Origin of the sequence: Candidatus Salinivivens marinus (assembly GCF_965655845.1) — a bacterium.
Classification (GTDB): Bacteria; Pseudomonadota; Alphaproteobacteria; order Rhodobacterales; family Rhodobacteraceae; genus Salinivivens; species Salinivivens marinus.
Genome location: NZ_CBFHHX010000002.1, coordinates 26226 through 47970, shown reverse-complemented (window position 1 = coordinate 47970; position 21745 = coordinate 26226). Strand labels below are relative to the sequence as shown.

At 40.1% G+C, this 21745-nt stretch carries 18 protein-coding genes, 1 tRNA gene and 1 riboswitch; of the genes, 12 read left to right on the top strand and 7 right to left on the bottom strand.

Translation table 11 applies throughout. The annotated features are described in order from the left end of the window. Positions 1 to 3 precede the first annotated feature (3 nt). Together infA and ACTF5Q_RS02480 are read right to left on the bottom strand one after the other, a co-directional pair. Positions 4 to 222 carry a translation initiation factor IF-1 gene (gene infA, locus ACTF5Q_RS02485; RefSeq protein WP_153692719.1) on the bottom strand — a complete coding sequence of 73 codons (219 nt, stop codon included), beginning with the start codon at positions 220 to 222 and terminating at the stop codon, positions 4 to 6. Positions 223 to 415: 193 nt separating this feature from the next. Beyond that, complete coding sequence (locus ACTF5Q_RS02480; RefSeq protein WP_438953122.1) at positions 416 to 1042, bottom strand: arylesterase; 627 nt, start codon at positions 1040 to 1042, stop codon at positions 416 to 418. A 63-nt stretch (positions 1043 to 1105) separates the two neighbouring features. On the opposite strand from ACTF5Q_RS02480, the gene ACTF5Q_RS02475 reads away from it, so the two are divergent. The 4 genes from ACTF5Q_RS02475 (at position 1106) to ACTF5Q_RS02460 (ending at position 6368) form a co-directional block, all read left to right on the top strand. After that, on the top strand, positions 1106 to 1774 hold the full coding sequence (locus ACTF5Q_RS02475) for an ABC transporter ATP-binding protein (protein WP_438953121.1): 669 nt from the start codon (positions 1106 to 1108) through the stop codon (positions 1772 to 1774). Further along, entirely contained in the window at positions 1771 to 4299 is a 2529-nt protein-coding gene (locus tag ACTF5Q_RS02470) for an ABC transporter permease (RefSeq protein WP_438953120.1), read from the top strand. Before ACTF5Q_RS02475 ends, ACTF5Q_RS02470 begins: the two co-directional genes overlap by 4 nt. Positions 4300 to 4446: 147 nt before the next feature. After that, on the top strand, positions 4447 to 5982 hold the full coding sequence (locus ACTF5Q_RS02465; protein ID WP_438953119.1) for an adenylate/guanylate cyclase domain-containing protein: 1536 nt from the start codon (positions 4447 to 4449) through the stop codon (positions 5980 to 5982). Between the two features lie 68 nt (positions 5983 to 6050). Then, on the top strand, positions 6051 to 6368 hold the full coding sequence (locus tag ACTF5Q_RS02460; RefSeq protein ID WP_438953118.1) for a hypothetical protein: 318 nt from the start codon (positions 6051 to 6053) through the stop codon (positions 6366 to 6368). A gap of 156 nt (positions 6369 to 6524) precedes the next feature. On the opposite strand, the gene ACTF5Q_RS02455 is transcribed toward ACTF5Q_RS02460, so the two are convergent. Further along, a tRNA-Ala gene (locus ACTF5Q_RS02455) sits at positions 6525 to 6600 on the bottom strand. Positions 6601 to 6676: 76 nt separating this feature from the next. Continuing rightward, on the bottom strand, positions 6677 to 7000 hold the full coding sequence (locus tag ACTF5Q_RS02450) for a TIGR02300 family protein (RefSeq protein ID WP_438953117.1): 324 nt from the start codon (positions 6998 to 7000) through the stop codon (positions 6677 to 6679). Positions 7001 to 7122: 122 nt separating this feature from the next. On the opposite strand from ACTF5Q_RS02450, the gene ACTF5Q_RS02445 reads away from it, so the two are divergent. Further along, a complete protein-coding gene (locus tag ACTF5Q_RS02445) occupies positions 7123 to 7824 on the top strand; it encodes a M48 family metallopeptidase (protein WP_438953116.1) in 702 nt (233 codons plus the stop codon). Between the two features lie 31 nt (positions 7825 to 7855). After that, positions 7856 to 8506, top strand: coding sequence for a GntR family transcriptional regulator (locus ACTF5Q_RS02440; RefSeq protein ID WP_438953115.1), 651 nt, complete (start codon positions 7856 to 7858; stop codon positions 8504 to 8506). Here ACTF5Q_RS02440 and ACTF5Q_RS02435 read toward each other — a convergent pair whose 3' ends face one another. After that, complete coding sequence (locus ACTF5Q_RS02435; protein ID WP_438953114.1) at positions 8507 to 9469, bottom strand: acetyl-CoA carboxylase carboxyltransferase subunit alpha; 963 nt, start codon at positions 9467 to 9469, stop codon at positions 8507 to 8509. Positions 9470 to 9719: 250 nt separating this feature from the next. Here ACTF5Q_RS02435 and ACTF5Q_RS02430 point away from each other — a divergent pair, with 250 nt between their 5' ends. Beyond that, positions 9720 to 10580: a D-amino-acid transaminase gene (locus ACTF5Q_RS02430; RefSeq protein WP_438953113.1), complete on the top strand. Its 861-nt coding sequence runs from the start codon at positions 9720 to 9722 to the stop codon at positions 10578 to 10580. On the opposite strand, the gene ACTF5Q_RS02425 is transcribed toward ACTF5Q_RS02430, so the two are convergent. Continuing rightward, complete coding sequence (locus tag ACTF5Q_RS02425) at positions 10581 to 11141, bottom strand: gamma-glutamylcyclotransferase family protein (RefSeq protein ID WP_438953112.1); 561 nt, start codon at positions 11139 to 11141, stop codon at positions 10581 to 10583. A gap of 79 nt (positions 11142 to 11220) precedes the next feature. Beyond that, positions 11221 to 11305: riboswitch (glycine riboswitch) on the top strand. A 143-nt stretch (positions 11306 to 11448) separates the two neighbouring features. On the opposite strand from ACTF5Q_RS02425, the gene gcvT reads away from it, so the two are divergent. The 3 genes from gcvT to gcvP are packed head-to-tail and all read left to right on the top strand — an operon-like array spanning position 11449 to position 15850. Continuing rightward, on the top strand, positions 11449 to 12579 hold the full coding sequence (gcvT, locus tag ACTF5Q_RS02420) for a glycine cleavage system aminomethyltransferase GcvT (RefSeq protein ID WP_438953111.1): 1131 nt from the start codon (positions 11449 to 11451) through the stop codon (positions 12577 to 12579). Between the two features lie 15 nt (positions 12580 to 12594). Next, entirely contained in the window at positions 12595 to 12954 is a 360-nt protein-coding gene (gene gcvH, locus ACTF5Q_RS02415; RefSeq protein ID WP_154038094.1) for a glycine cleavage system protein GcvH, read from the top strand. A gap of 46 nt (positions 12955 to 13000) precedes the next feature. Then, a complete protein-coding gene (gene gcvP / locus ACTF5Q_RS02410) occupies positions 13001 to 15850 on the top strand; it encodes an aminomethyl-transferring glycine dehydrogenase (RefSeq protein WP_438953110.1) in 2850 nt (949 codons plus the stop codon). Between the two features lie 16 nt (positions 15851 to 15866). Here the strand turns inward: gcvP and ACTF5Q_RS02405 are convergent, their stop codons facing one another. Next, positions 15867 to 19226, bottom strand: a complete 3360-nt coding sequence (locus ACTF5Q_RS02405; protein ID WP_438953109.1) for an indolepyruvate ferredoxin oxidoreductase family protein — start codon at positions 19224 to 19226, stop codon at positions 15867 to 15869. A gap of 345 nt (positions 19227 to 19571) precedes the next feature. Here ACTF5Q_RS02405 and ACTF5Q_RS02400 point away from each other — a divergent pair, with 345 nt between their 5' ends. Together ACTF5Q_RS02400 and ACTF5Q_RS02395 are read left to right on the top strand one after the other, a co-directional pair. Next, a complete protein-coding gene (locus tag ACTF5Q_RS02400; RefSeq protein WP_438953108.1) occupies positions 19572 to 20888 on the top strand; it encodes an amidohydrolase family protein in 1317 nt (438 codons plus the stop codon). 4 nt (positions 20889 to 20892) lie between these two features. After that, on the top strand, positions 20893 to 21729 hold the full coding sequence (locus tag ACTF5Q_RS02395; RefSeq protein WP_438953107.1) for a purine-nucleoside phosphorylase: 837 nt from the start codon (positions 20893 to 20895) through the stop codon (positions 21727 to 21729). Positions 21730 to 21745 lie beyond the last annotated feature (16 nt).

Genomic DNA, 21745 nt, shown 5'->3' with positions numbered 1-21745 from the left:
GTGTTATTTATGGCGAAAATTTATACGCCCCTTTGTCAAATCATAGGGTGTCATTTCAACCTGAACGCGGTCACCTGCAAGAACACGGATACGGTTTTTTCTCATTTTACCAGCCGTATGCGCAATAATTTCATGGCCATTTTCAAGTTCAACTCGGAATGTAGCGTTAGGAAGTAACTCTTTTACAACCCCTGGAAACTCGAGTAATTCTTCTTTGGCCATTTTATCTCCTAAAATACAAACCGGCGGTACACGCGCCGTTTAAAATACGTCTGTGTTTAGTCTTGTTTGTAACAAAAATTCAAGAGTCCATTTTTTTGCTGATGCTCTTTGTGACATCTTGGCATCTTATTCATCCATAACTTATACTGCATCGAATGAGACGTTGCGCGAAATCTAGCTAATTTCTGTTTAGTTACAATTGCGATAATGACTTTATAAAATTTCTAATTACCGGGCCAATATACGCCACAATCGCCTCGACTCCCTTATTGTTTGGATGAATACCATCATATTGTACCAAGTTAATTGAAATTTGCTGTGTTTGTTTGTCTACTAAAGGAGCGAAAAAGCTATCAACGTAAAAAAGACCATAATCCTTCGCCAATGCAGGGAAAATGTCGTCAAATTCCTTTTTAAATTCTGATCCATAGTTTAAGGGAGAAATAGTACCAACGACCGCAGCACTGATGCCCTTCGATTTTAACTTCATAAAAATTTTGTCCAGATTATTTTTTGTAAATTCTGGATCAAAGCCACGTAACAGATCATTTCCACCGAGAGCAACGACCACACCGTCTATATCTGGAGTAAGCAACCAATCTAACCGTTCAAGTCCACCCAGGGTCGTATCGCCAGAAACCCCACCATTTATTAACAAAACCTCTGTTTCATTACTTGATAGCCAGCGCTGAAGCACTGGGACTAATCCACTTTTTTCTTCTAAACCATAACCTTGGGTTAAACTATCGCCAAGCATAAGTATTTTTACTTGATTGTCTGCAATGGCAAATGAGGATACCACAAATAGTGAAATGATCATCTTGTTGAAGACCAAAAACAAACCATATTTTAATCTGTTAAGTAAAATCATGAGAGAGCTTTCATGGGAGCACCGATAATTTCATTACAAAATGTGTCTTTGACGCTTAAAGGCAATGCAGGCAATGTGAACATTATAAAAAATATTTCTCTAGACATTAATAAAGGTGAGAGTATCGGATTAATAGGTCCATCTGGATCTGGTAAATCGTCGTTATTGATGCTCGCTGGCGGACTAGAAAAACCATCAAGTGGGGAAATAAAAATTTTGGACCAGTTTATTACTGGATTGTCTGAAGACAGACTTTCTAAGCTTCGGCAAAATAATATTGGTGTTGTTTTTCAATCTTTTCATTTGATACCCACACTTACAGCACTGGAGAACGTTGCAACACCTTTAGAAATCTCTTCTTCAAAGAAACCGGCCGAATACGCTATGAAAGCATTAGATAGGGTTGGATTGTTAAAGCGCGCTGATCATTACCCTTCCCAGCTATCTGGTGGAGAACAACAGCGTGTGGCATTGGCCAGAGCATATGTTTCAAACCCTAAAATCCTTTTGGCAGATGAGCCCACTGGAAATTTGGATGAAGAAAATACGAAAGCAATCGTAGATTTACTTTTTGAACTTAAAGATGAGCAAGAGACTACCCTTTTTTTGGTAACGCACTCTCGCGAGCTCGCAAAAAAATGTGATAGGATCATAAAAATTAGAGATGGAAAACTCCAGTGACCAGTATTGGAAAATTGAAATTCCCAATGCTGATGGCAATCCGCGAATTACGCTCAGGTGTATCTGGTTTCCGTATTTTCCTCGCATGCTTAATTCTTGGGGTTGGCACTATTTCAGCCATTGGAACCGTGAAGAGTGGAATAGAAATTGCGATTAGTGAGAAAGGGTCTGAATTACTGGGTGGCAATGCAGAAGCAGAATTTACCTATCGATTAGCAAACACAGAAGAACTAAAATGGCTGGAAACGATATCTCAAAATATATCTGGAATTATTGAGTTCAGATCGATGGCCAAGTTCGTCAAGGGAGGTGCAAGCGAAAGAGCTCTAACTCAGGTAAAAGCTGTGGACAATGAATATCCGCTTATTGGAAATGTCCAACTCGCGAGTGGAAAATCATTCAAGGACGTGTTCCGCCAACCCAAAAGTGCAGTCATGGAGAGTGATCTTGCTTCAAGATTAGGAATTGATATAGGCGAAACTTTCAGTCTCGGGCTTACCAAATTTGTTTTACGAGATATAATTCAATCCTCACCAGACGATGCAGGAACTAATTTTGGTTTTGGTCCACGTACAATTATAAAAAGTGATGATCTTTTAGACTCTGGATTAATTGCGCCAGGAACGCTTTTTACAGCAAAATATAGGCTTTTAATTGATCCTTTTGAAAACTTGGATGAACTCAGAGCTCTAGCAAAAATTAAATTTGAAAATAATGGAATGCGTTGGAGGGATGCCAGAAATGGTGCGCCGGGTATTTCTGAATTTGTGAATAGATTATCAGCCTTTTTTATTATGGTTGGTTTGGCCGGACTCGTAGTAGGTGGTGTCGGAATCGGATCAGCCGTTAAAAGTTACCTAAATCGGAAAATTTCAACGATAGCCGTCATGAGGAGTTTAGGCGCTACAAATTTCCAGATTTTTATGACCTACTTCGTTCAGCTGGCTATCATCTCCTTCATTGGCATTACCATAGGTTTAGTAATTGGCGCGAGTGTGCCACATCTTTGCGCACCCCTGCTAAAAGTTTTACTCCCAATTCCAATAAGCATAGTTTTTTCCATCAAGCCAATAGTAGAGGCGGCTATTTATGGCACTTTAATTGCGACGTTATTTACACTTTGGCCATTATCAAGATGTGAAAATATACAAGCTGCAGCACTATTTAGAGAAATGAATTTAATTAAAGATGGCTTCCCACGTTTGAAATACTTAGTTTTGAGCTTTATCTTGGTACTTATTCTTTTAATTATCTCGGCCGTATTTAATCAGAATCCTGAACTTACAAGTTGGTTTGCGCTGGGATTTACGGTCGCGTTGGTAACTTTATTTTTGTCAGCGCGTATCTTGATGTACTGTATCAAAAAGTTTGGCCGGGTTATCAATGGCCATCCATCTACTCGTTGGGCGCTTGCTGCAATGGGGGGCACTCAAGAAGGAACCAATAATTCACTGATTGCAATAGGTCTAGGCTTAACCGTGCTTGCCATAATAGGTCAGGTTGACGGTAATCTGCGGACATCAATCAATAACGATTTGCCTGAAGTTGCGCCATCTTATTTCGTAATCGATATCCAAAAATCTCAAATTGAGGAAGTTCGAGACATTTTAAACTCTAATAAAGGGGTCATTTCTTTCGATGAAGCTCCGATGCTGAGAGGCATTATAACAAAAATAAATAACAAGCAGGCATCTGAGGTTGCTGGTGATCATTGGGTTATAAGAGGCGATAGAGGCATCACATACTTTGAGGAGTTACCCAAAAGATTCAATCTTACAAAAGGTCAGCTGTGGCCCAAAGACTATTCGGGTGCAACCCAAATAAGTTTTGCTGCTGAACAGGCCGAAGAGCTAGGAATTGGAATTGGTGATAGTGTAACAGTGAATATAATGGGAAGAGAAATTACTGGAGAAATTACAAGTCTTCGTAATGTAGATTTTTCATCCGCTGGAATTGGCTTCGTCATAGCTATGAATCCTAGTGCGCTCAAAACGGCTCCCCATAGCTTTATAATGACAATTTATGCGAGTACTGAAGCCGAGACTACGGTTTTCAATAATTTATCAAGTAAATTTTCCAACATTACCCTCATAAAAGTAAGAAATGTAATAGAACGTGTGAGTAATTTACTAAGCTCTATGGCGACAGCGAGTTCATATGGTGCGCTGACAACCTTAGCAATGGGCTTTTTAGTACTTTTAGGATCAGCAGCATCAGGGCAAAGCGCAAGGTCCTATGACGCAGCCATCTTGAAGACTTTGGGTGCTACCCGAAAGGACCTTATAATTAGTTATATAATTCGCTTTTCGTTAATAGGTGCTACAGCAGGCTTCGTGGCAATATTTTTTGCAATTGGTGGAGCATGGTGTATAACATCGCTCGTTCTGGAGCTCCCGTTTAAGATAATTTGGGATACCGCTTTAATGATTATAATAGGTGGATTAATTGCAAATCTCTTGGCTGGACTTTATTTCGCAACGCAGGCCCTGAAGATAAAACCAGCTAACTTTCTTCGGGCCCAGTAATTAAATAATTTGCTGACTTCAATATGTAATTTTCTCCAATTTTTTTGCCAAATTTTTCCTAATAAATTTTGATGGTCTCATTTGACTTACTATTTTTAAAGATTGAACTATTATTTTGAGGTATAAAGTATAATTTGGGATAGCTTGATGAACGTAAAGACACCATTTCCTGTTAAGCTAGAAGCGGGTTCAGATTACTTCTGGTGCAGCTGCGGTCAGAGTAAGCATCAACCATTTTGTGATGGAAGCCACAAAGGTACTCAACACAGTCCAAGAAAATTTACTGCTCAAAAAACAGAGACTGCATACCTGTGCGGCTGTAAAAAAACCTCAAACAGTCCGTTCTGCGACGGCACCCATAACCATTTGGAATTGCAAACGGAAGAGATAACATTCACTGCCTTGGTGCAGCCTGATAACCGAGAAATTGACATTACTGAAGAAGAGTCAATTCTTCTGGCTTCTTTAAGAAATAATATAGCCCATCTAAGTGCGTGTGGTGGTACAGGGAAGTGCTCTACTTGTCGTGTTGAAATTTTAGACGGCCTAGAAAATTGTCATCCAAGAAGTGAACTAGAGGAAAAGCTTGCCCAAAAGCTTTCATTTCCACCTAACATTAGGTTGGGATGTCAAACAAAATTGAGCGGCAATGTGTCCTTTCGCAGGCTGCTTTTAGACAAAAGAGATGCTGATCTTAACAATCAAATAACCGAAAAAAAATTAGAGTCTGTGGGAACCATACGGAACCTAACAATACTTTTTTGTGACATAAAAGGCTTTACCCCATTTGCAGCGTCTTTATCCGCATACGATGTCATATTTATCCTGAACAGATATTTTTCAATAATGAGGGAAGTCATTATACGCCACGGAGGCGAAGTTAATAACTACATTGGCGACGCTATCTTGGCAATCTTTGGCCTCAAAGAGTCGAGACAACAATCTTTGCGAGCAGTGAGCGCGAGCGTTGAAATGTTGAAGGAAATGGATCAGTTCAAATCATACCTAAAACAAGCTTACGGACGAGATTTCGATATAAGAGTTGGAGTACATTACGGAGAGGTTATTTCCGGATCTGTTGGAATTGGTGAGGATAGAAAAGTTACCGTTATTGGCGACGCAGTTAATATTGCAAGCAGAATTGAAGCCATTAACAAGGAAGCCGGTACCAGACTACTTATTTCTGAAACGGTATATGATCAAATTAAAGAAAAAGTCTCGGTTAAAAATTATCTCAGATTGAAACTACGGGGAACCAGTAACTTGATTACTTTGTACGAAGTAAGCGACGTAAACAGTAGTGCATTGGAGTTAAATGTTACCGAAGTCGAAAGAAATATAGATGGCAAAAAGTGGTTCCGAACCTTACCTATTGAGGAGTTGAATTTGGGTGAGAAGAAAAAGTTTAAACTTAAGGAAAAAGAAATTCTTTTGATCAACGAAGGCGAAATTTATGCCATTGAAAATCTTTGTCCTCACATGGACTTACCATTAGATATCGGACAAATAACCGAAAAAGCTACAATATTGTGCCCGTATCACAAAAGTGAGTTTTGCTTTAAGTCGGGCGAGGTTAAAAAATGGGTTGGCAAAAGACCTCAAGAACATCAAGATGAATGCAAACCTCTGAATACTATAAGCGTTGACACGGACGAAGATTACATTTGGGTTACAGACGACTAGTATCTGGATCAGATCTTTAATATTTTGTTGTTAAAAAAATATCAGTCTCCGCCTGGATAGCTACTAGAATGAAGAAAATTTTAATCACTTTTACTTTAATATTCTTGACAGGGCATGCATATGCTATGGATGCTTGGGTCATAACTTGGACAACAATACAGCCTGACTTCATTCACTCAGAAATTGTAGCTTACCCTCAATATCATTACAAAACACAGAATGAGTGTGAGAAAAACCTCCTGCCCTATTTAAATAATCAAGGTGCTGTTTCTAAAAATATTGCAGGCTTCATACAAATAGTGGAAGGTTCAAACCAGGTTGGCAATGGGGGCAATTTTAAACAGATGTGGAAGTGTAGCTACCTCAAAATAAACATTGATAAGTAAAAATATCTCAAGGTATAATTTTAACTAAAATATTATGCTTAATCCAAATTACTATTTGGATTGGATCTGCTCAACTGAGCTATTAATAAAACGATTTAGAGATGCTTTAAGGCAGTTGCTGTTTGATAATTATAGCAAATGGTATCTCACAAAAATTGGTGGAGCCTAGGGGGATCGAACCCCTGACCTCTACAATGCCATTGTAGCGCTCTCCCGGCTGAGCTAAGGCCCCAATTTTTGCAGTCTCTCTCTGAATTTAACTAAAATAACTTTGCCGGAAGCACAAGTTATTATCCTGCCAGGCTTAACTAACTTTCGTCCTCATCTGAAGAAACGTCCGCTATATCGTCCAATGAAACGTTATCATCGTCATCTTCTTCTAGAAGATCATCATCTAATTCGACATCCATATCATCATCATCTAGCACGACATCATCGTCTGATACGGCGGTCTCAGTTGCCCTTCGCACTGACAAATCTTCTCCATCCGCTTGTATCAAGCGCGACTTTGTATCGTCTAGTTTAACGTCCTCACCTGTGTACGGGCTTACTATAGGATCACGATTAAGGTCGTAGAAGCGCTTGCCGGTTGTGGGGCAGACGCGTTTTACACCCCATTCTTCTTTGGGCATGGGAAATTCCTTTTAAATAATGTACAAACTTAAAAGTTTCCGGCCATTTCGCATAAGATAGCCAATATGTCAAAGCCTTATCTGTGCAAAATGATGAAATTTAAGCAAGATTGTAAAAATTAATGTCAAAATCCATATTTTTTTTCGGAGAACCCCAAATCAAAGTGTCAGTTCGGAAAGTGCGAAATTCGAAAAGATTGTCACTCAGAGTCTCCTCCATAACCAAAAATGTAGTATTAACAGCTCCTGTCAATACGAAACACGATGTTTTGCTAAACTTTTTGAAAAGTAAAGAAAAGTGGATACGAGATAAGTTAATCAAAGTTTCAGAAAGAAATATAAAAGTGGGCGTCGGTGCATATGTCCCAATTTTTGGCATTGATAAACGTATAGAAGTTTGTTCGGAGTTGCCAAATGTAGTAATTGGTAACAATAATATTTATGTGCCAAGTAAGGTTTCAAAGCCAAGTCTAGTTGTTGAAAATTACCTTAAAAATTTAGCTAAAGAAGAGTTTACAAACACTGCAAATTCATACTGCAAAAAATTAGGAGTATCATACTCTAAAATTAAACTACGGGACCCAAGATCTCGCTGGGGCTCATGCTCTTTTAACGGTAATTTAATGTTTTCATGGAGGTTAATTATGGCACCCAAAAATATAATTAAATACTTAGTTGCTCATGAAGTGGCACATCTGGAACATTTTAATCATTCCATAGATTTTTGGACAGCGGTTTTATTTTTATTTGGACCTTATGAAAATGAACGTAAGTGGCTGAGAACAGAAGGCACAAAACTTCACTTTTATAAATTTAAAGGTTGACCAAAACTGGCTTTGTGATCACAAAATAATTATGGCAAATTCACAAGACAACATAGATAACAATTCATTGGCGCACGACCGCGTTTACAAGGGTCTTCGACTGAAAATCATGTATGGTCAAATTCAGCCGGGTCAATCATTAACACTAAGGGGAATTGGGGAAAGCTACGGCGTTTCGATGACCCCTTCTAGGGAGGCTGTCCGCCGACTAGTGGCAGAAGGCGCACTTGCTATGACTGCATCAGGCCGAGTTTTTACGCCAGAACTGACCAACGAGAGAATAGAAGAACTGGCGGCAATGAGATCTTTAATTGAAGTTGAACTTTCAAGTAGAGCTTTGCCACGAGCGCACCTAGCGTTAATCGATAGACTTCAAGCGATCAATGCACGTGTAGCTCAAGCTATAGATGATCATGACGCCGTAACCTATATCAAAACAAATCTTGAATTTCACAGGACACTATACTTAAGAGCGCAAGCTCCTGCGATGTTGGCAACCGCTGAGACTGTTTGGTTACAACTGGGTCCAACCATGCGCGCACTTTACGGAAGACTAAAAAGAAAGGAGCCCCCACATTTTCACAGACTAATTCTCTCCGCTTTGAGTGCCGGAGATGAACCCGGCTTACGAGTTGCAGTCAGGTCCGACGTCACTCAGGGTCTAAGAATGTTAAAAAATTGATTAAGACACCAAACCCTGTTGACCGAGAGATAAAAACTTATCTCTGCGATGTTTTATTAAATCTCCACGCTTCTTTTCGGCTAAGTCCAATAAAGCCTTACTGATAGCATTTTTGACTTCCTTAAAAATCATTTTTCTGTCTCGGTGTGCTCCACCTGTGGGCTCTTCGATAATAATATCATTTACGCCAAGTTTTGTAAGATCTTGAGCTGTTAGCCTCAATGCTTCAGCTGCCTCTCGCATCTTATCAGCATCTTTCCACAATATTGAAGCACAACCTTCAGGACTTATCACCGAGTATATAGAGTGCTCCAACATTATGACTTTGTTTGCAGTTGCAAAAGCGACCGCTCCACCAGATCCCCCTTCACCTATTATGAGTGAAATAATTGGCACACCAATTTGCAAACATTTTTCAGTAGACCGAGCTATCGCCTCAGACTGGCCTCGCTCTTCTGCACCTTTTCCAGGGTATGCGCCTGGAGTATCAACCAAAGTTATCACTGGTAAACCAAATTTATCTGCGAGATTCATTAAGCGTATGGCTTTTCTGTAGCCTTCAGGACGCGCCATTCCAAAATTTCTCTCAATTCGGGTCTTTGTGTCATTACCCTTCTCATTTCCAATGACCATTACAGGTGTATCGTTAAATCGAGCTATACCCCCAACAACTGCGTGGTCGTCTGCAAAATTCCTATCACCGGATAGTGGGGTGAATTCGGAGAAAAGTTCATTTACATATTCGATACAATGAGGCCTTTCAGGATGACGCGCAACTTGACACTTTCTCCAAGGGGTAAGATTCCGATAAAGATCTTTAAGCATTATCTCTGCCTTTTTATCTAAGGCCTCAGCCTCAGCTTCGACATCCATCTCATCATTCTGACGCGCTAAAGCTCTAAGTTCCTCCGCTTTTCCTTCTATTTCTGCCAAAGGTTTTTCGAAATCTAAGTAATGCCTCAAAAGATTCTCCAAGATTTTGATAGATAGTTTTCAAAATTGTGCTCTGATATTTCCTTTAAGGGATAAAGCAATAAAAGAAAATGATTTTTGATAGCTTGGTCTCATAGTTATCAAACTATATAAATTATAGACCGTGCCATTTACTTAGTTTTACAGTATCACTCAATAAACAGTCAAAAGTGGAGTTATTATAATTGCAGTTGCAAAGCAATAAGACTAAATCCTGTGATAATAGAGGGAGCTTAAACCAATGAGAACTGTCTATCTAAATGGAAGTTTTATTCCAGAAAATGAGGCCAAAATATCAATTTTCGACCGAGGCTTTTTAATGTCGGACGGCGTTTATGAGGTAACTTCAGTAATAGAGCGAAAACTTATTGATTTTGAAGGGCACTTTCATCGATTAGAAAGATCACTATCCGAACTGGACATGACCACTCCTCTTACTAAGGAAGGTTTATTGTCAATTCACAGAAGATTAATTGATAAAAACAGCGTAAATAACGGCTTAATATACTTACAAATAACACGCGGTTCGGCGGGTGATCGAGATTTTGTTTTTCCCGACCCTGAAACAACTCCTCAAACTGTAGTCATGTTTAGCCAAAATAAAGAGAACCTTTTGGATAGTCCTTCAGCTATTTCAGGTATCAAGATTATATCAATTGAGGATCAGAGGTGGGGACGTCGTGACATCAAAACGACACAACTTCTTTATCCATCAATTGGTAAAATGATGGCTAAAAAAGTAAATGCAGATGATGCTTGGATGGTTCAAGATGGTTATGTCACAGAGGGAACTTCAAACAACGCGTACATAATAAAAAATGGCAAAATCATTACGCGAGCCAAATCCAACGATATTTTACATGGGATAACGCGTGCTGCTGTATTACGTTTTGCAGAAGAAGCTCAAATGGAGATAGAAGAGCGAAACTTCTCAATAAGTGAAGCAAGAGATGCCGAGGAAGCTTTTATAACTTCAGCGTCATCTTTTGTCACTCCAGTTGTTAGTATTGACGGCCAAAATATCGCAAATGGATCTCCTGGACCTATGACCCAAAGGTTGCGCGAAATCTATCTCGATGAGAGTATAAAAACTGCAATTTAGTCATCTGCACATATCAATTTGATGATCGATTAGCGCATTATCAACTGCTGCGTAAAAACTATTCTCGTATTCTTGAGCACGAGGATATCTAGGCATCTCTCTATCGTCGAAGATACCACAATCCCAGCAGTCAGTTGTTTCAAAAAAGCTTAAAAACCCTTGTTTCCCAAATCGTTGTAAAAACCCCATCAGAACCACGTCTAGATAACTTAATAAGATCGGACATTTCTCAACACCCGCTAAATTATAATTAGGTATCCGATAAAAAGAGATACTATCCGCCTTTGAGGACATGTGTTCGACCATTTCAGACCCTATAATTCGCTCATATCCAGTCTCTCTTTCATCCAATTTCTTCCAATCACCATTAGGTACATTTGCGATAACGCCATCGATGCTAGACCCACCAGATTTGTGAACACTTAAAAATGAGAAATTTCTAAGGTTCGTTCTTTGCCATACTCTCCGCCATCCAATCAAGCGTGCGTTCGATATATCGCCAAAAGTATGTGAAGAAGTATTTACGAGACTACCATAGCCAAAGAAAAATTGATTACTCATACTTTGGATGTCACATAAAAAATTTAATTCTGTCAAATGACATTTAACTTGAAATGAACAATCTCAGTGTCTATCGTCAAAAAGAATAGTGGGAGAACTGGTGTATCAGTGCCGAAGGAGCAACCGCCCCGGAAACTCTCAGGCAAACGGACCACTGTTTTATAAAATCTGGAGAGAGATGCGAAAGCATCCGCCGAAGGGATAACGATCTCAGGCAAAGGGACAGAAAGGGGCATCATTTACGGCAAACGCCGTATTCATTTGATGCCGGAATCTTTCATAACTGGCTATTCGTTTGGGAAAGTTAATGTCTGATAAACTCATGCATACGCCATTAAATAATTTGCATAAAAACAGTCATGTCAGAATGATGCCTTTTGCTGGTTACGAGATGCCACTTCAATATAAAAACGGAATTATGAGCGAACATCTCCACACACGGAGCCACGCAGGGCTTTTCGATGTCAGCCATATGGGACAGGTCGTTTTAAGAGGTAATGACTTCAAACAAACGGCAAAAGCACTTGAAACATTGATACCAATGGAGGTTGAAACTTTAAATGTCGACCGGCAGAGGTATGGATTTTTCACAAACAGTACTGGGGGAATATTCGATGATTTTATGTTTTCCAATCGTGGTGATCACATATATATGGTAGTTAACGCTTCACGAAAAGAAGACGATATTAAATACTTGCGAGAGAATTTAGAACCGCTCGGGGTTAGTGTCAGAAATTTAGAAAATAGAGCCTTGATTGCATTGCAAGGACCTACCTCACAGAAAGTGCTTGAAGAACATTTCCCCAAGATTTCCAAAATGCGCTTTATGGATGTATCTACCATACCAATAGCAGGAGCGGAGTGCTGGGTATCAAGATCAGGTTATACCGGTGACGATGGGTTTGAAATTTCAATACCAAGCCAGGCAGCAGAAATTGTAACCACTAGTTTGTTGGAGCATGAAACTGTCGAACTTGCCGGCTTAGGAGCTAGGGACTCTTTAAGATTGGAAGCAGGACTTTGTCTATACGGACAAGATATTGATGCTACAACCTCTCCAGTTGCCGCAGGCTTGAAGTGGGCCATGCATACTTCAAGATTAAGTGGAGGGGATAAAGAAGGAAAATTTCCTGGAGCAGAAAAAATATTATCTGAAATAAGTGATGGGACAGAATATAAATTGGTGGGATTTGTTCCCCTTGGTAAAGCCCCAATCAGAGCAAACACTGAGCTTTTTGGTCACGATTCATCTTCAGATAAAATAGGATGGATAACATCAGGTTCATTCAGCCCCACATTAAAACACCCAATTGCACTCGGGTATGTGAAAAAAGAATATTCAATTCAAGGTAATAGAGTGAATGCGCAAGTTCGAGGAAAGTTGCTTGAAATAGAAGTCACTCAGCTACCGTTTGTAAAGAAGAATTTTAAAAAATAAATTTTGGAGGAACAAATGAAATTTACTGAAGAACATGAATGGCTTAGAGTTGAAGGCGATTTAGTAGTTGTTGGTATAACCGAGCATGCTAGCTCTCAGTTAGGTGATATTGTCTTTATCGAATTACCAGATGAAGGGACAACAGTGTCAAAAGATGATGAAATTGTTGTGATAGAAAGTGTTAAAGCAGCTTCTGACATCCTTTCCCCCCTTGATGGACAAATTGTTGAAATAAATGAGATGCTCGTAGATGAACCTAGCAAAGTAAATGAAGATCCTGTGGGAGATGCGTGGTTCTTCAAAATGAAACCAGATAACATGGATCAAATCGATGAATATATGGATGAAGCAGCATATTCAAAACTGATCAGCTAACCGCTTAGTTTGCAAATTACAAACAATAAAAATTTGGAGGTCTAAGATGCCTTTTACACCAACTGATTATCTTCCCTATGATTTTGCGAATCGTAGACATATAGGTCCGTCGCCATCTGAAATGGAGGAAATGTTCAAAACGATCGGAGTTGAATCACTAGATGAGTTGATAAATCAAACGGTTCCAGAAAGCATTCGTCAGAAAGATGCGCTAGACTTCGGAAAACCAATGTCCGAAAGAGAGCTTTTGAGACATATGCGCATCACGTCTTCAAAAAACAAAATTCTTACAAGTTTGATTGGCCAAGGTTATTACGGAACAGTAACGCCGCCAGTAATACAAAGAAATATACTTGAAAACCCTGCTTGGTATACGGCTTACACTCCCTATCAACCTGAAATAAGCCAGGGCCGATTAGAAGCACTTCTTAATTTTCAAACTATGATCTCGGACTTAACGGGTTTAGAAATAGCAAACGCTTCACTTTTAGATGAAGCGACTGCCTGTGCAGAGGCCATGACAATGGCTCAACGCATCTCGCGGTCAAAGAACACAATGTTTTTTGTGGATGAAAATTGTCATCCACAAAATATCTCAGTTTTGAAAACTCGAGCTAAGCCACTGTGTATTTCTTTAATAATTGATGACGTAGATAACCTTGACGCTAGTCAAGTTTTTGGCGCCATTTTTCAGTATCCTGGAACAAACGGTAATGTTAGAGATTTTACTGCAGAAATACGGAAGTTGCATGAATTTAAAGCTATAGGTGTAATTTCTGCAGATCCACTATCACTTACTTTACTGAAAGAACCGGGAGCCATGGGTGCAGATATAGCAGTAGGCACAACTCAAAGGTTTGGAGTGCCAGTAGGATATGGTGGGCCACATGCTGCTTACATGGCAACAAAAGATACTTACAAAAGATCAATGCCTGGAAGAATTGTTGGCGTTTCCATTGATGCCAATGGTAATAAAGCTTATCGATTAGCTCTTCAAACCCGCGAGCAGCATATCAGACGAGAAAAAGCAACGTCAAATGTTTGCACAGCACAAGCGCTGCTTGCTGTTATGGCATCATTCTATGCCGTATTTCATGGGCCTGAGGGTTTAAAAGCGATTGCTCAACGCATTCACCGAAAAACTGTGAGGCTCGCTAAGGGTTTAGAAAAAGCTGGGTTCAAAGTTGAACCTGACGCCTTCTTTGATACCATCACAGTCGATGTCGGATTATTTCAAAAAGGTGTCATGAGCGCGGCAGTCCAAGCAGGAATTAATTTAAGAGCAATTGGAAAAAATAAAGTAGCAGTATCTTACGATGAAACAACCAGACGCGATACTACGGAAGCTGTCTGGAGAGCCTTTGGCCTAAATATGAGGGACAATGATTTAGAACCAAGCTATAGAATACCCAATAACCTATTACGCCAAAGTACTTATTTGGAACATGAAGTATTTCATATGAATAGGGCCGAGACAGAAATGATGCGTTATATGAGGCGGCTGTCTGATAGGGATCTGGCACTAGACCGAGCGATGATACCCCTTGGTTCCTGCACTATGAAGTTGAATTCCGCGGCTGAAATGATGCCCGTAAGCTGGCGAGAGTTTTCCTTGCTCCACCCTTTTGCACCCAGAGACCAAGCAAAAGGGTATGAGGAATTAATAACAGATTTATCTCAAAAACTTTGTACCATCACCGGATATGACGCTATTTCCATGCAACCAAACTCTGGAGCTCAAGGAGAATATGCAGGTCTTTTAACTATCGCCGATTACCATAATTCGAGAGGTGAAAGTCATCGGAATGTGTGTCTTATTCCGACGTCCGCACATGGCACCAATCCGGCAAGTGCACAGATGGTAGGCTGGAAAGTGGTACCAGTTAATTCTGCCGATAATGGAGATATAGACATTGACGACTTTAAGGCGAAAGCAGAGCTTTATAGTAATGAACTAGCAGGTTGCATGATTACGTATCCGTCCACTCATGGAGTTTTTGAAAAAACAGTACACTCAGTTTGTGATATAACCCACATCCATGGTGGGCAGGTATATATCGATGGTGCAAATATGAACGCTATGGTGGGATTATCACGGCCTGGGGACTTAGGTGGAGATGTAAGTCATTTAAATTTACACAAGACTTTTTGCATTCCACATGGTGGTGGAGGACCAGGAATGGGTCCAATCGGAGTAAAAAAGCACCTGAAACCACACCTGCCGAATAATTTACACTCGGAAGGCGGTATTGGCCCAGTGTCCGCTGCACCATTTGGATCTCCTTCATTACTTCCAATAAGTTGGGCATACTGCCTGATGATGGGGGGAGATGGGCTCACACAGGCGACAAGGGTCGCCATATTGAATGCAAACTATATTGCAAAACGCTTACAAGGTAACTTTGATGTTTTGTATAAGGGTGAGTTTGATAGAGTTGCGCATGAATGTATTTTAGATGTACGTCCATTTTCAGATACTGCAGATATTTCGGTGGAAGATATTGCAAAACGATTAATTGATTGTGGCTTTCACGCTCCAACCATGAGTTGGCCTGTAGCTGGCACTCTGATGGTTGAGCCTACAGAGTCAGAAACAAAAGCTGAGTTAGACCGGTTTTGTGATGCAATGTTAGCGATACGAGAAGAAATAAGGCAAATAGAAGAAAATAAAATGGACCGCGAGAACAATCCCTTAAAGAACGCACCGCACACTGTGGAGGATTTAGTTGGGGATTGGAACCGCCCCTATTCCAGAGATCAAGGATGCTTTCCGCCTGGCGCATTTCGCGTAGATAAGTACTGGCCACCAGTTAACCGAGTTGACAATGCCCACGGGGATCGAAACCTCGTTTGTATCTGCCCACCTGTGTCAAATTATGCCGAGGCCGCAGAATGAATAGATCTGAGACAATTTAATTGAGTGCTAAAATTGCGGCTTCGAGACTTTTTTGCTTAACGTGACCGTATCCTTTTACTTTGAGTGCAGCGTCTAATTGGGCTTCCGATTTTTCTGGCATCTGCATCAGTTTTTTTGGATTTGAGAGTTTTGCAATTAAAGCAGCTCTAAAGCTGACTTCTAATTTTCTCTCACGACTGTGCGCAAAAGGATCAAAAGCAGTTCCACGCAAACTCTTCAATTTAGTCAGCACCCAAAATACAGTACGCACCCAAGATCCAAAGCGAACTTTTTTCGGAAAACCATTAGCATCTTTCAAAAAACTTAAAAAAGGAGGCGCTAAATAATAACTCGAGGGGCGAGAGTTGCCAAATTTTGATTTTAATGTTTGCCCAAAAGTTGGAGAAAGCATTAGGCGGGCAACTTCGTATTCATCTTTAATTGCCATTGCCCTAAATAATGCTTTCGCACTTTTTTGAGAGATGATATTATCACCAAACTGGGCAGTAATCGGATCCATAATCTTGCGATAACTTTTTGCATAATTTGCGTCTTGATATAAAATTAACTTTTCTGAAAAAGCATTCAATAACTCGTCTATTCCTGCATTTTCTAGTCCGGTATTTATTGAGCTAACTTTATTATGCCCAGAGACTTCAAGAACATACTGTTTATCATACGCAAGCCATCTTCCCCATTTTAGGGCTATTAAGTTATCTTGGACCGATGCACCATTTAAGGTTAAAGCCTTTTCTACTGATGCCACCGAAATAGGTATCATTCCCTTCTGCAAAGCAATGCCAAGCATCATAACATTTGCAGTAACCTTATTTCCCATCAAACTCTCACAAATTTGCTGTATACTGTACGTTGAGAATTTTTTGCTATCCAAAAACTTTTCCAATCTTGAAAAAATGACTTTTTCTGGGACAGTTGTACCATTGCCAAATCCAACGACACCTACGGGATCAACATCAATATTAATTATTGCTTGAGATTTATTCTTACTCAAAGTCTTTAAAGAATTATCAGCCACTCCCACAACTGCATCACAAGCTAGAAGCAAGTCAGCCTCACCATCCGGAATTCGGGACATCCGTAAACTGAGATCTTCAGATTTCGTGATTCTGATTTGACTGGTAACAGCACCGTTTTTTTGAGACAGTCCAGTTTGGCTCACAGCTTGAGCGTAAATATCATCAAGACGCGCGGCCATTACTAAAACTGCAGACAAGGTGGAAATGCCTGTACCACCAATCCCCGCTAGATATATATTTGTGATTTCTTTATCTAAAATAACCGGATCTGGAAGTTTACCGTTTTCTGGTAATTTAATTTTTTTTCTAGCATCTCCTACGCTTGGAACTACTGCAACGAAACTCGGACAGAAACCGTCTAGACAGGAATAATCATCATTACAAACTGAATGATCAATTACCCGTTTATATGCCTCGCCATCAAATTTAGGTTTAAGAGCAACGCAATTTGAACTTTTTGCACAATCACCACAACCCTCACAAACGGCTGCATTAATATACACACGCTCAGCCCGCTGAGGTATAGTTTTGCGCTTTCGACGACGTCGAAGTTCAGTAGCGCAGGTTTGTACATGTAACAGTGCACTAACACCTTTTATTTGAGACAATTCATCCTGAACTTTGAGTATTTTGTCCCTATGAAAGAAATCTACGGAGGCAGGCCAACGCGCGCTTTTACGAATTTGATCTGGCTGATCGGAGACAATCACAACTTTTTTAATACCTTCCGCTAATAACTGTTCAGTCATTGAAAACGGGCTTGATCCACCTTGTGCACTTTGCCCACCAGTCATAGCGACGGCGTCATTAACTAACATTTTGAATGTTATATTTACTCCAGCCGCAACTGCCGCACGGACACCTAAATATCCAGAGTGAGCATAAGTGCCATCACCCATGTTCTGAAAAGAATGCGAGCGCTCCGAGAATGGTGCACGACCGATCCAAAATGCTCCCTCACCACCCATCTGCGTAAAATTGGTTATGGTATCAGGGTTAATGAAACCAGATATTGAGTGGCACCCAATTCCCATCCCAACAATTTCACCATCAGATGCTTTGGTACTGCTATTATGTGGGCAACCAGCACAATAATAGGGTTGCCGAACTGGTATCTCATCCAATTTATTTACTATTGAAATCTTTTTAAGAGGATTTAGCTCTATAGAATGATGGGATGCTCTTTCCGCAATTACATTTATAATGTTCTCAAGTGATAGTTCGCCATAAGATGGTAATAAATTTTTTCCATATGGGTTAGTTTTCCCGGAAAGGAGCATATTACGATCTTTTTTTACACAAATTTTAGCAATTTGGTCTTCAACAAAAGAGCGTTTTTCCTCAATTACTAAGACTTCTTCAGCAATAGACAGCATATCAGATAAACTTTGCTCTGGTAATGGCCATGGCATATTTAAAGCAGTAAATGCCACTGTCTGGCTTTTACCTCCGTCAGGTAAAAGAGTAATTAAGGCCTCATTAATTTCGTTAGCAATTTTTCCAACGCCAATTATACCAAGCCTTGTTTTGCCTTTTTTCACCGGTAGGTAGATTTGCACAGCATTTTCACTTTTTGCACACCACTTCTGGACTTCAGGCAGTCTTATTTCATGAAGCTTACTTTCCCGGGCACCAGCTGGGTCATGCTTGGTTACATGGACGAGCTTGTTAGGCTTCATTTTTGGAAAATTTGGACGTAACCTAGACATATCTACGACCGCATTACTGTCTGCAGTATCCACCACAATTTTCAAACCAACACAACATCCGGAGTATCGTGAAAGTGCAAACGCCTCTAACCCCATGGGAATAATCTCAGAAACATTTTTGGGGAAAAAGTATGGAATTCCAAGTGAATGAAAATTCTGATCAGATTGGTACGCTAATGTAGACGATTTGCCTGTTGGGTCATCCCCCACAGCTATTAACATTCCACCATGTGGCGCGACACCCCCTTGGTTAGCATGGCGAAGCGCATCCATTGCCCTATCCAAGCCTGGCCCTTTACCATACCACATTGAAAAAACACCTTGGACACTAGGATTATCGTATAAATTTATATGCTGACTTCCCCATAAAGCAGTAGCAGCAAGTTCTTCATTAACTGCAGGTTGGAAATAAATTCCTTCTTCATCCAAAAAAGACTTTGCTTTCCCAAGCGCAATGTCCAAACCACCTAGTGGAGAACCAGGGTAACCACTTACCAGCCCCTTGGTTCTAAGGCCATTCATACGATCAATTCTAGATTGCTCAAGAAGTAATCGCACTAAGGCTTCAGTGCCAGACATAAGGGCCTTGCCTTCGCTCAGTGTATAACAATCTGTTAACTTTACTTCCAAAAAAACCTCGTTTTTATATAAATTTCTATTCAGCCCAATTGTATTTTCAATAGAATTTAATCAGCAAATTTAAATATCGTTCACTATTTAAACATGTATTTCTTCTTCCTGAGTTTCAACTAATTTATGCTACATCTTGAAATTGCTATTATTTTAAAGCCAGCAAAAATAACTAATTTCTTCAGCAAAAAATTTGACTTTTAGATCGAAATTCCTTTCACTTAGGTCTCAACCAAATCATGAGAAATCGTAAGGAAATGATGCCCTACTTCGCCTTACTTCCTGCCCTAATTTTTGTGTGTTACAGAAAACTAAAATTTGAAAGCAATACTCAAGGAATTAGAAATGTACGATCTGATAATTGAAAATGCAAATTTAGTTACTTGCGACAAAAATCATAACGTTTTTGAGAACGCCTCGATGGCAATTACTGATGGCAAAATACAAGCTGTAGAAAGCAATGTTGCAGAATCTTTCAAACAATTACCAGCATCACAAAAGATAAATGCGCAAAATAAAATAGTTATGCCTGGATTGATTAATATGCATTGCCATGCTGCAGATAGTTTATTTCGGGGATTAGTGGAAGAACTATCTTTAGAAGCATGGCTTCAAAAAGTATGGGTTGCAGAGAAAGCTATTCTAACACCAGAAACTACTTACACCGGCTCTGTGCTTGGATTTGCAGAGAATTTGTTGGCTGGCGTCACGAGTATAATGGACATGTTCTGGTACCCAACCCAAGCAGTAAAAGCTGCAAATGACTTAGGAATGCGAATTTCTACTGGAGGTATCTTCTTCGATTATCCAGGTATTGGGAACAGATCTCACGAGGATTTTTTACAGGAGGCTGAAAAATTCTTTGAAGATTACAATAGCAATGAAGCCGTTTTCCCGGCAGTGATGCCACACGGATCATATACAGTGTCGCCTGAACACCTTAAAGAAGCAAAAAAAATTGCATCAAAATACAATGGTTTATATCATATACATGCGGCCGAAACCCTCACAGAACAGTCTGATATCAACGAGCGATACGGAGAGTCGGTTATAAGGCATCTGCACTCTCATGGATTACTAGATCAGCAAGCTATTCTCGCTCATTGCGTGCATGTAGATGATACTGAGATCCAATTAATTGCTGATAATGAGAGTATTGTCGTACATAATCCGATGTCGAATTTAAAGTTAGGTTCAGGCATTGCACCTATTGATAAGATGTTTGAAGCGGGGGTCACTCTAACACTTGGAACCGATGGAGCGATAAGCGGTAATGACCTTGATATGTGGCTTACAATGCGTTTAGCCGCAAGTCTGCCAAAGGGAAATACACTAGACCCAAAAGTTATGAACGCCAAAACGGTACTGCATATGGCGACTCTTAACGGGGCAAAAGCATTAGGTAAAGAAGGCAAACTAGGTAGCTTAGAAGTTGGTAAAATAGCCGATTTTATATTCATTGACATCAATAAAATTCACGCCATTCCAGTTTTTGATCCTATTACCCACCTAGTTTATTCTGCGTGTAAGTCAGATATTAGCGATGTGTTTATTGGAGGAAAACAAGTAGTAAAGGATGGCGTCATTTGTACCCTTGATATAAACAACGTTATTGAAGAGGTGCGTGCACTATCTCCAAAAATTGCTGCTAGTTTGGTGTAAGGGAATGCTAGATAATCTTGAGGAAATGATTGCAACTATTGAAAGTGCCTCCAATCAAATACTGTCGAGAATTGGTAACCCGGTAGAATGCTTGTTAATGCTTGGAACTGGCCTAGGATCTATCGCAAACAAAGTCGAAGTAGAGTTCCGTTTTTCGTATGAGGAAATACCTGGTTTCCCGGTATCAACGGCTCCTACGCATGAAGGTAATTTAATTATAGGAAAGATAGGCGGTAAGCGCGTTGCAATTATGCAAGGACGATTTCACCTTTATGAAGGTTGGACCCCTTCTCAAATAGCCATGCCCATTCGAGTAATAAGAAAACTTGGCGCGACCCGATTTCTCGTTACAAATGCCGCAGGGGGCCTAAACATGTCATTTAAACCAGGTGACGTTATGATAATTCAAGATCATATCAATATGACCGGCTCAAATCCGTTGGTTGGTCCGCACGATGATCGATTGGGTTTGAGATTTCCTGACATGTCCGATCCATATGATAAAAATCTGCAAAATATCGTCAGCCAGCTCTTTGAAAAATATGATATAGCAGTTGCTAAGGGTATTTACATTGGGATAACGGGCCCATCGTTAGAAACTTCTGCCGAAAGAAGGTTTCTTGCACAGAGTGGTGGTGATGCCATCGGCATGTCTACTGTAATGGAGGTCATTGCAGCCAAACAAGCTGGTTTTCAGATTATTGGGCTTTCAGCTATAACGAATAAGGCAGATGGAGGACCTGACCAGAAACCAGATACAATCGAAGATGTGCTTTTGAACGCTACTACTGCAGGTCAGAAAATACTTAAAATTCTTCCGGAGCTACTAGAAAATTGGTAAAAAAGATCACAAGATC

Excerpts from the sequence above, each read along its gene's own strand:
- ACTF5Q_RS02400 (WP_438953108.1), top strand. The coding sequence starts at position 19,572 with ATGTACGATCTGATAATTGAAAATGCAAATTTAGTTACTTGCGACAAA.
- ACTF5Q_RS02395 (WP_438953107.1), top strand. The coding sequence starts at position 20,893 with ATGCTAGATAATCTTGAGGAAATGATTGCAACTATTGAAAGTGCCTCC.
- gcvP (WP_438953110.1), top strand. The coding sequence starts at position 13,001 with ATGCCTTTTACACCAACTGATTATCTTCCCTATGATTTTGCGAATCGT.
- ACTF5Q_RS02430 (WP_438953113.1), top strand. The coding sequence starts at position 9,720 with ATGAGAACTGTCTATCTAAATGGAAGTTTTATTCCAGAAAATGAGGCC.
- ACTF5Q_RS02440 (WP_438953115.1), top strand. The coding sequence starts at position 7,856 with ATGGCAAATTCACAAGACAACATAGATAACAATTCATTGGCGCACGAC.
- gcvT (WP_438953111.1), top strand. The coding sequence starts at position 11,449 with ATGTCTGATAAACTCATGCATACGCCATTAAATAATTTGCATAAAAAC.
- ACTF5Q_RS02425 (WP_438953112.1), bottom strand. The coding sequence starts at position 11,141 with ATGAGTAATCAATTTTTCTTTGGCTATGGTAGTCTCGTAAATACTTCT.
- ACTF5Q_RS02475 (WP_438953121.1), top strand. The coding sequence starts at position 1,106 with ATGGGAGCACCGATAATTTCATTACAAAATGTGTCTTTGACGCTTAAA.
- ACTF5Q_RS02450 (WP_438953117.1), bottom strand. The coding sequence starts at position 7,000 with ATGCCCAAAGAAGAATGGGGTGTAAAACGCGTCTGCCCCACAACCGGC.
- infA (WP_153692719.1), bottom strand. The coding sequence starts at position 222 with ATGGCCAAAGAAGAATTACTCGAGTTTCCAGGGGTTGTAAAAGAGTTA.
- ACTF5Q_RS02460 (WP_438953118.1), top strand. The coding sequence starts at position 6,051 with ATGAAGAAAATTTTAATCACTTTTACTTTAATATTCTTGACAGGGCAT.
- gcvH (WP_154038094.1), top strand. The coding sequence starts at position 12,595 with ATGAAATTTACTGAAGAACATGAATGGCTTAGAGTTGAAGGCGATTTA.
- ACTF5Q_RS02445 (WP_438953116.1), top strand. The coding sequence starts at position 7,123 with ATGTCAAAATCCATATTTTTTTTCGGAGAACCCCAAATCAAAGTGTCA.
- ACTF5Q_RS02465 (WP_438953119.1), top strand. The coding sequence starts at position 4,447 with ATGAACGTAAAGACACCATTTCCTGTTAAGCTAGAAGCGGGTTCAGAT.
- ACTF5Q_RS02480 (WP_438953122.1), bottom strand. The coding sequence starts at position 1,042 with ATGATCATTTCACTATTTGTGGTATCCTCATTTGCCATTGCAGACAAT.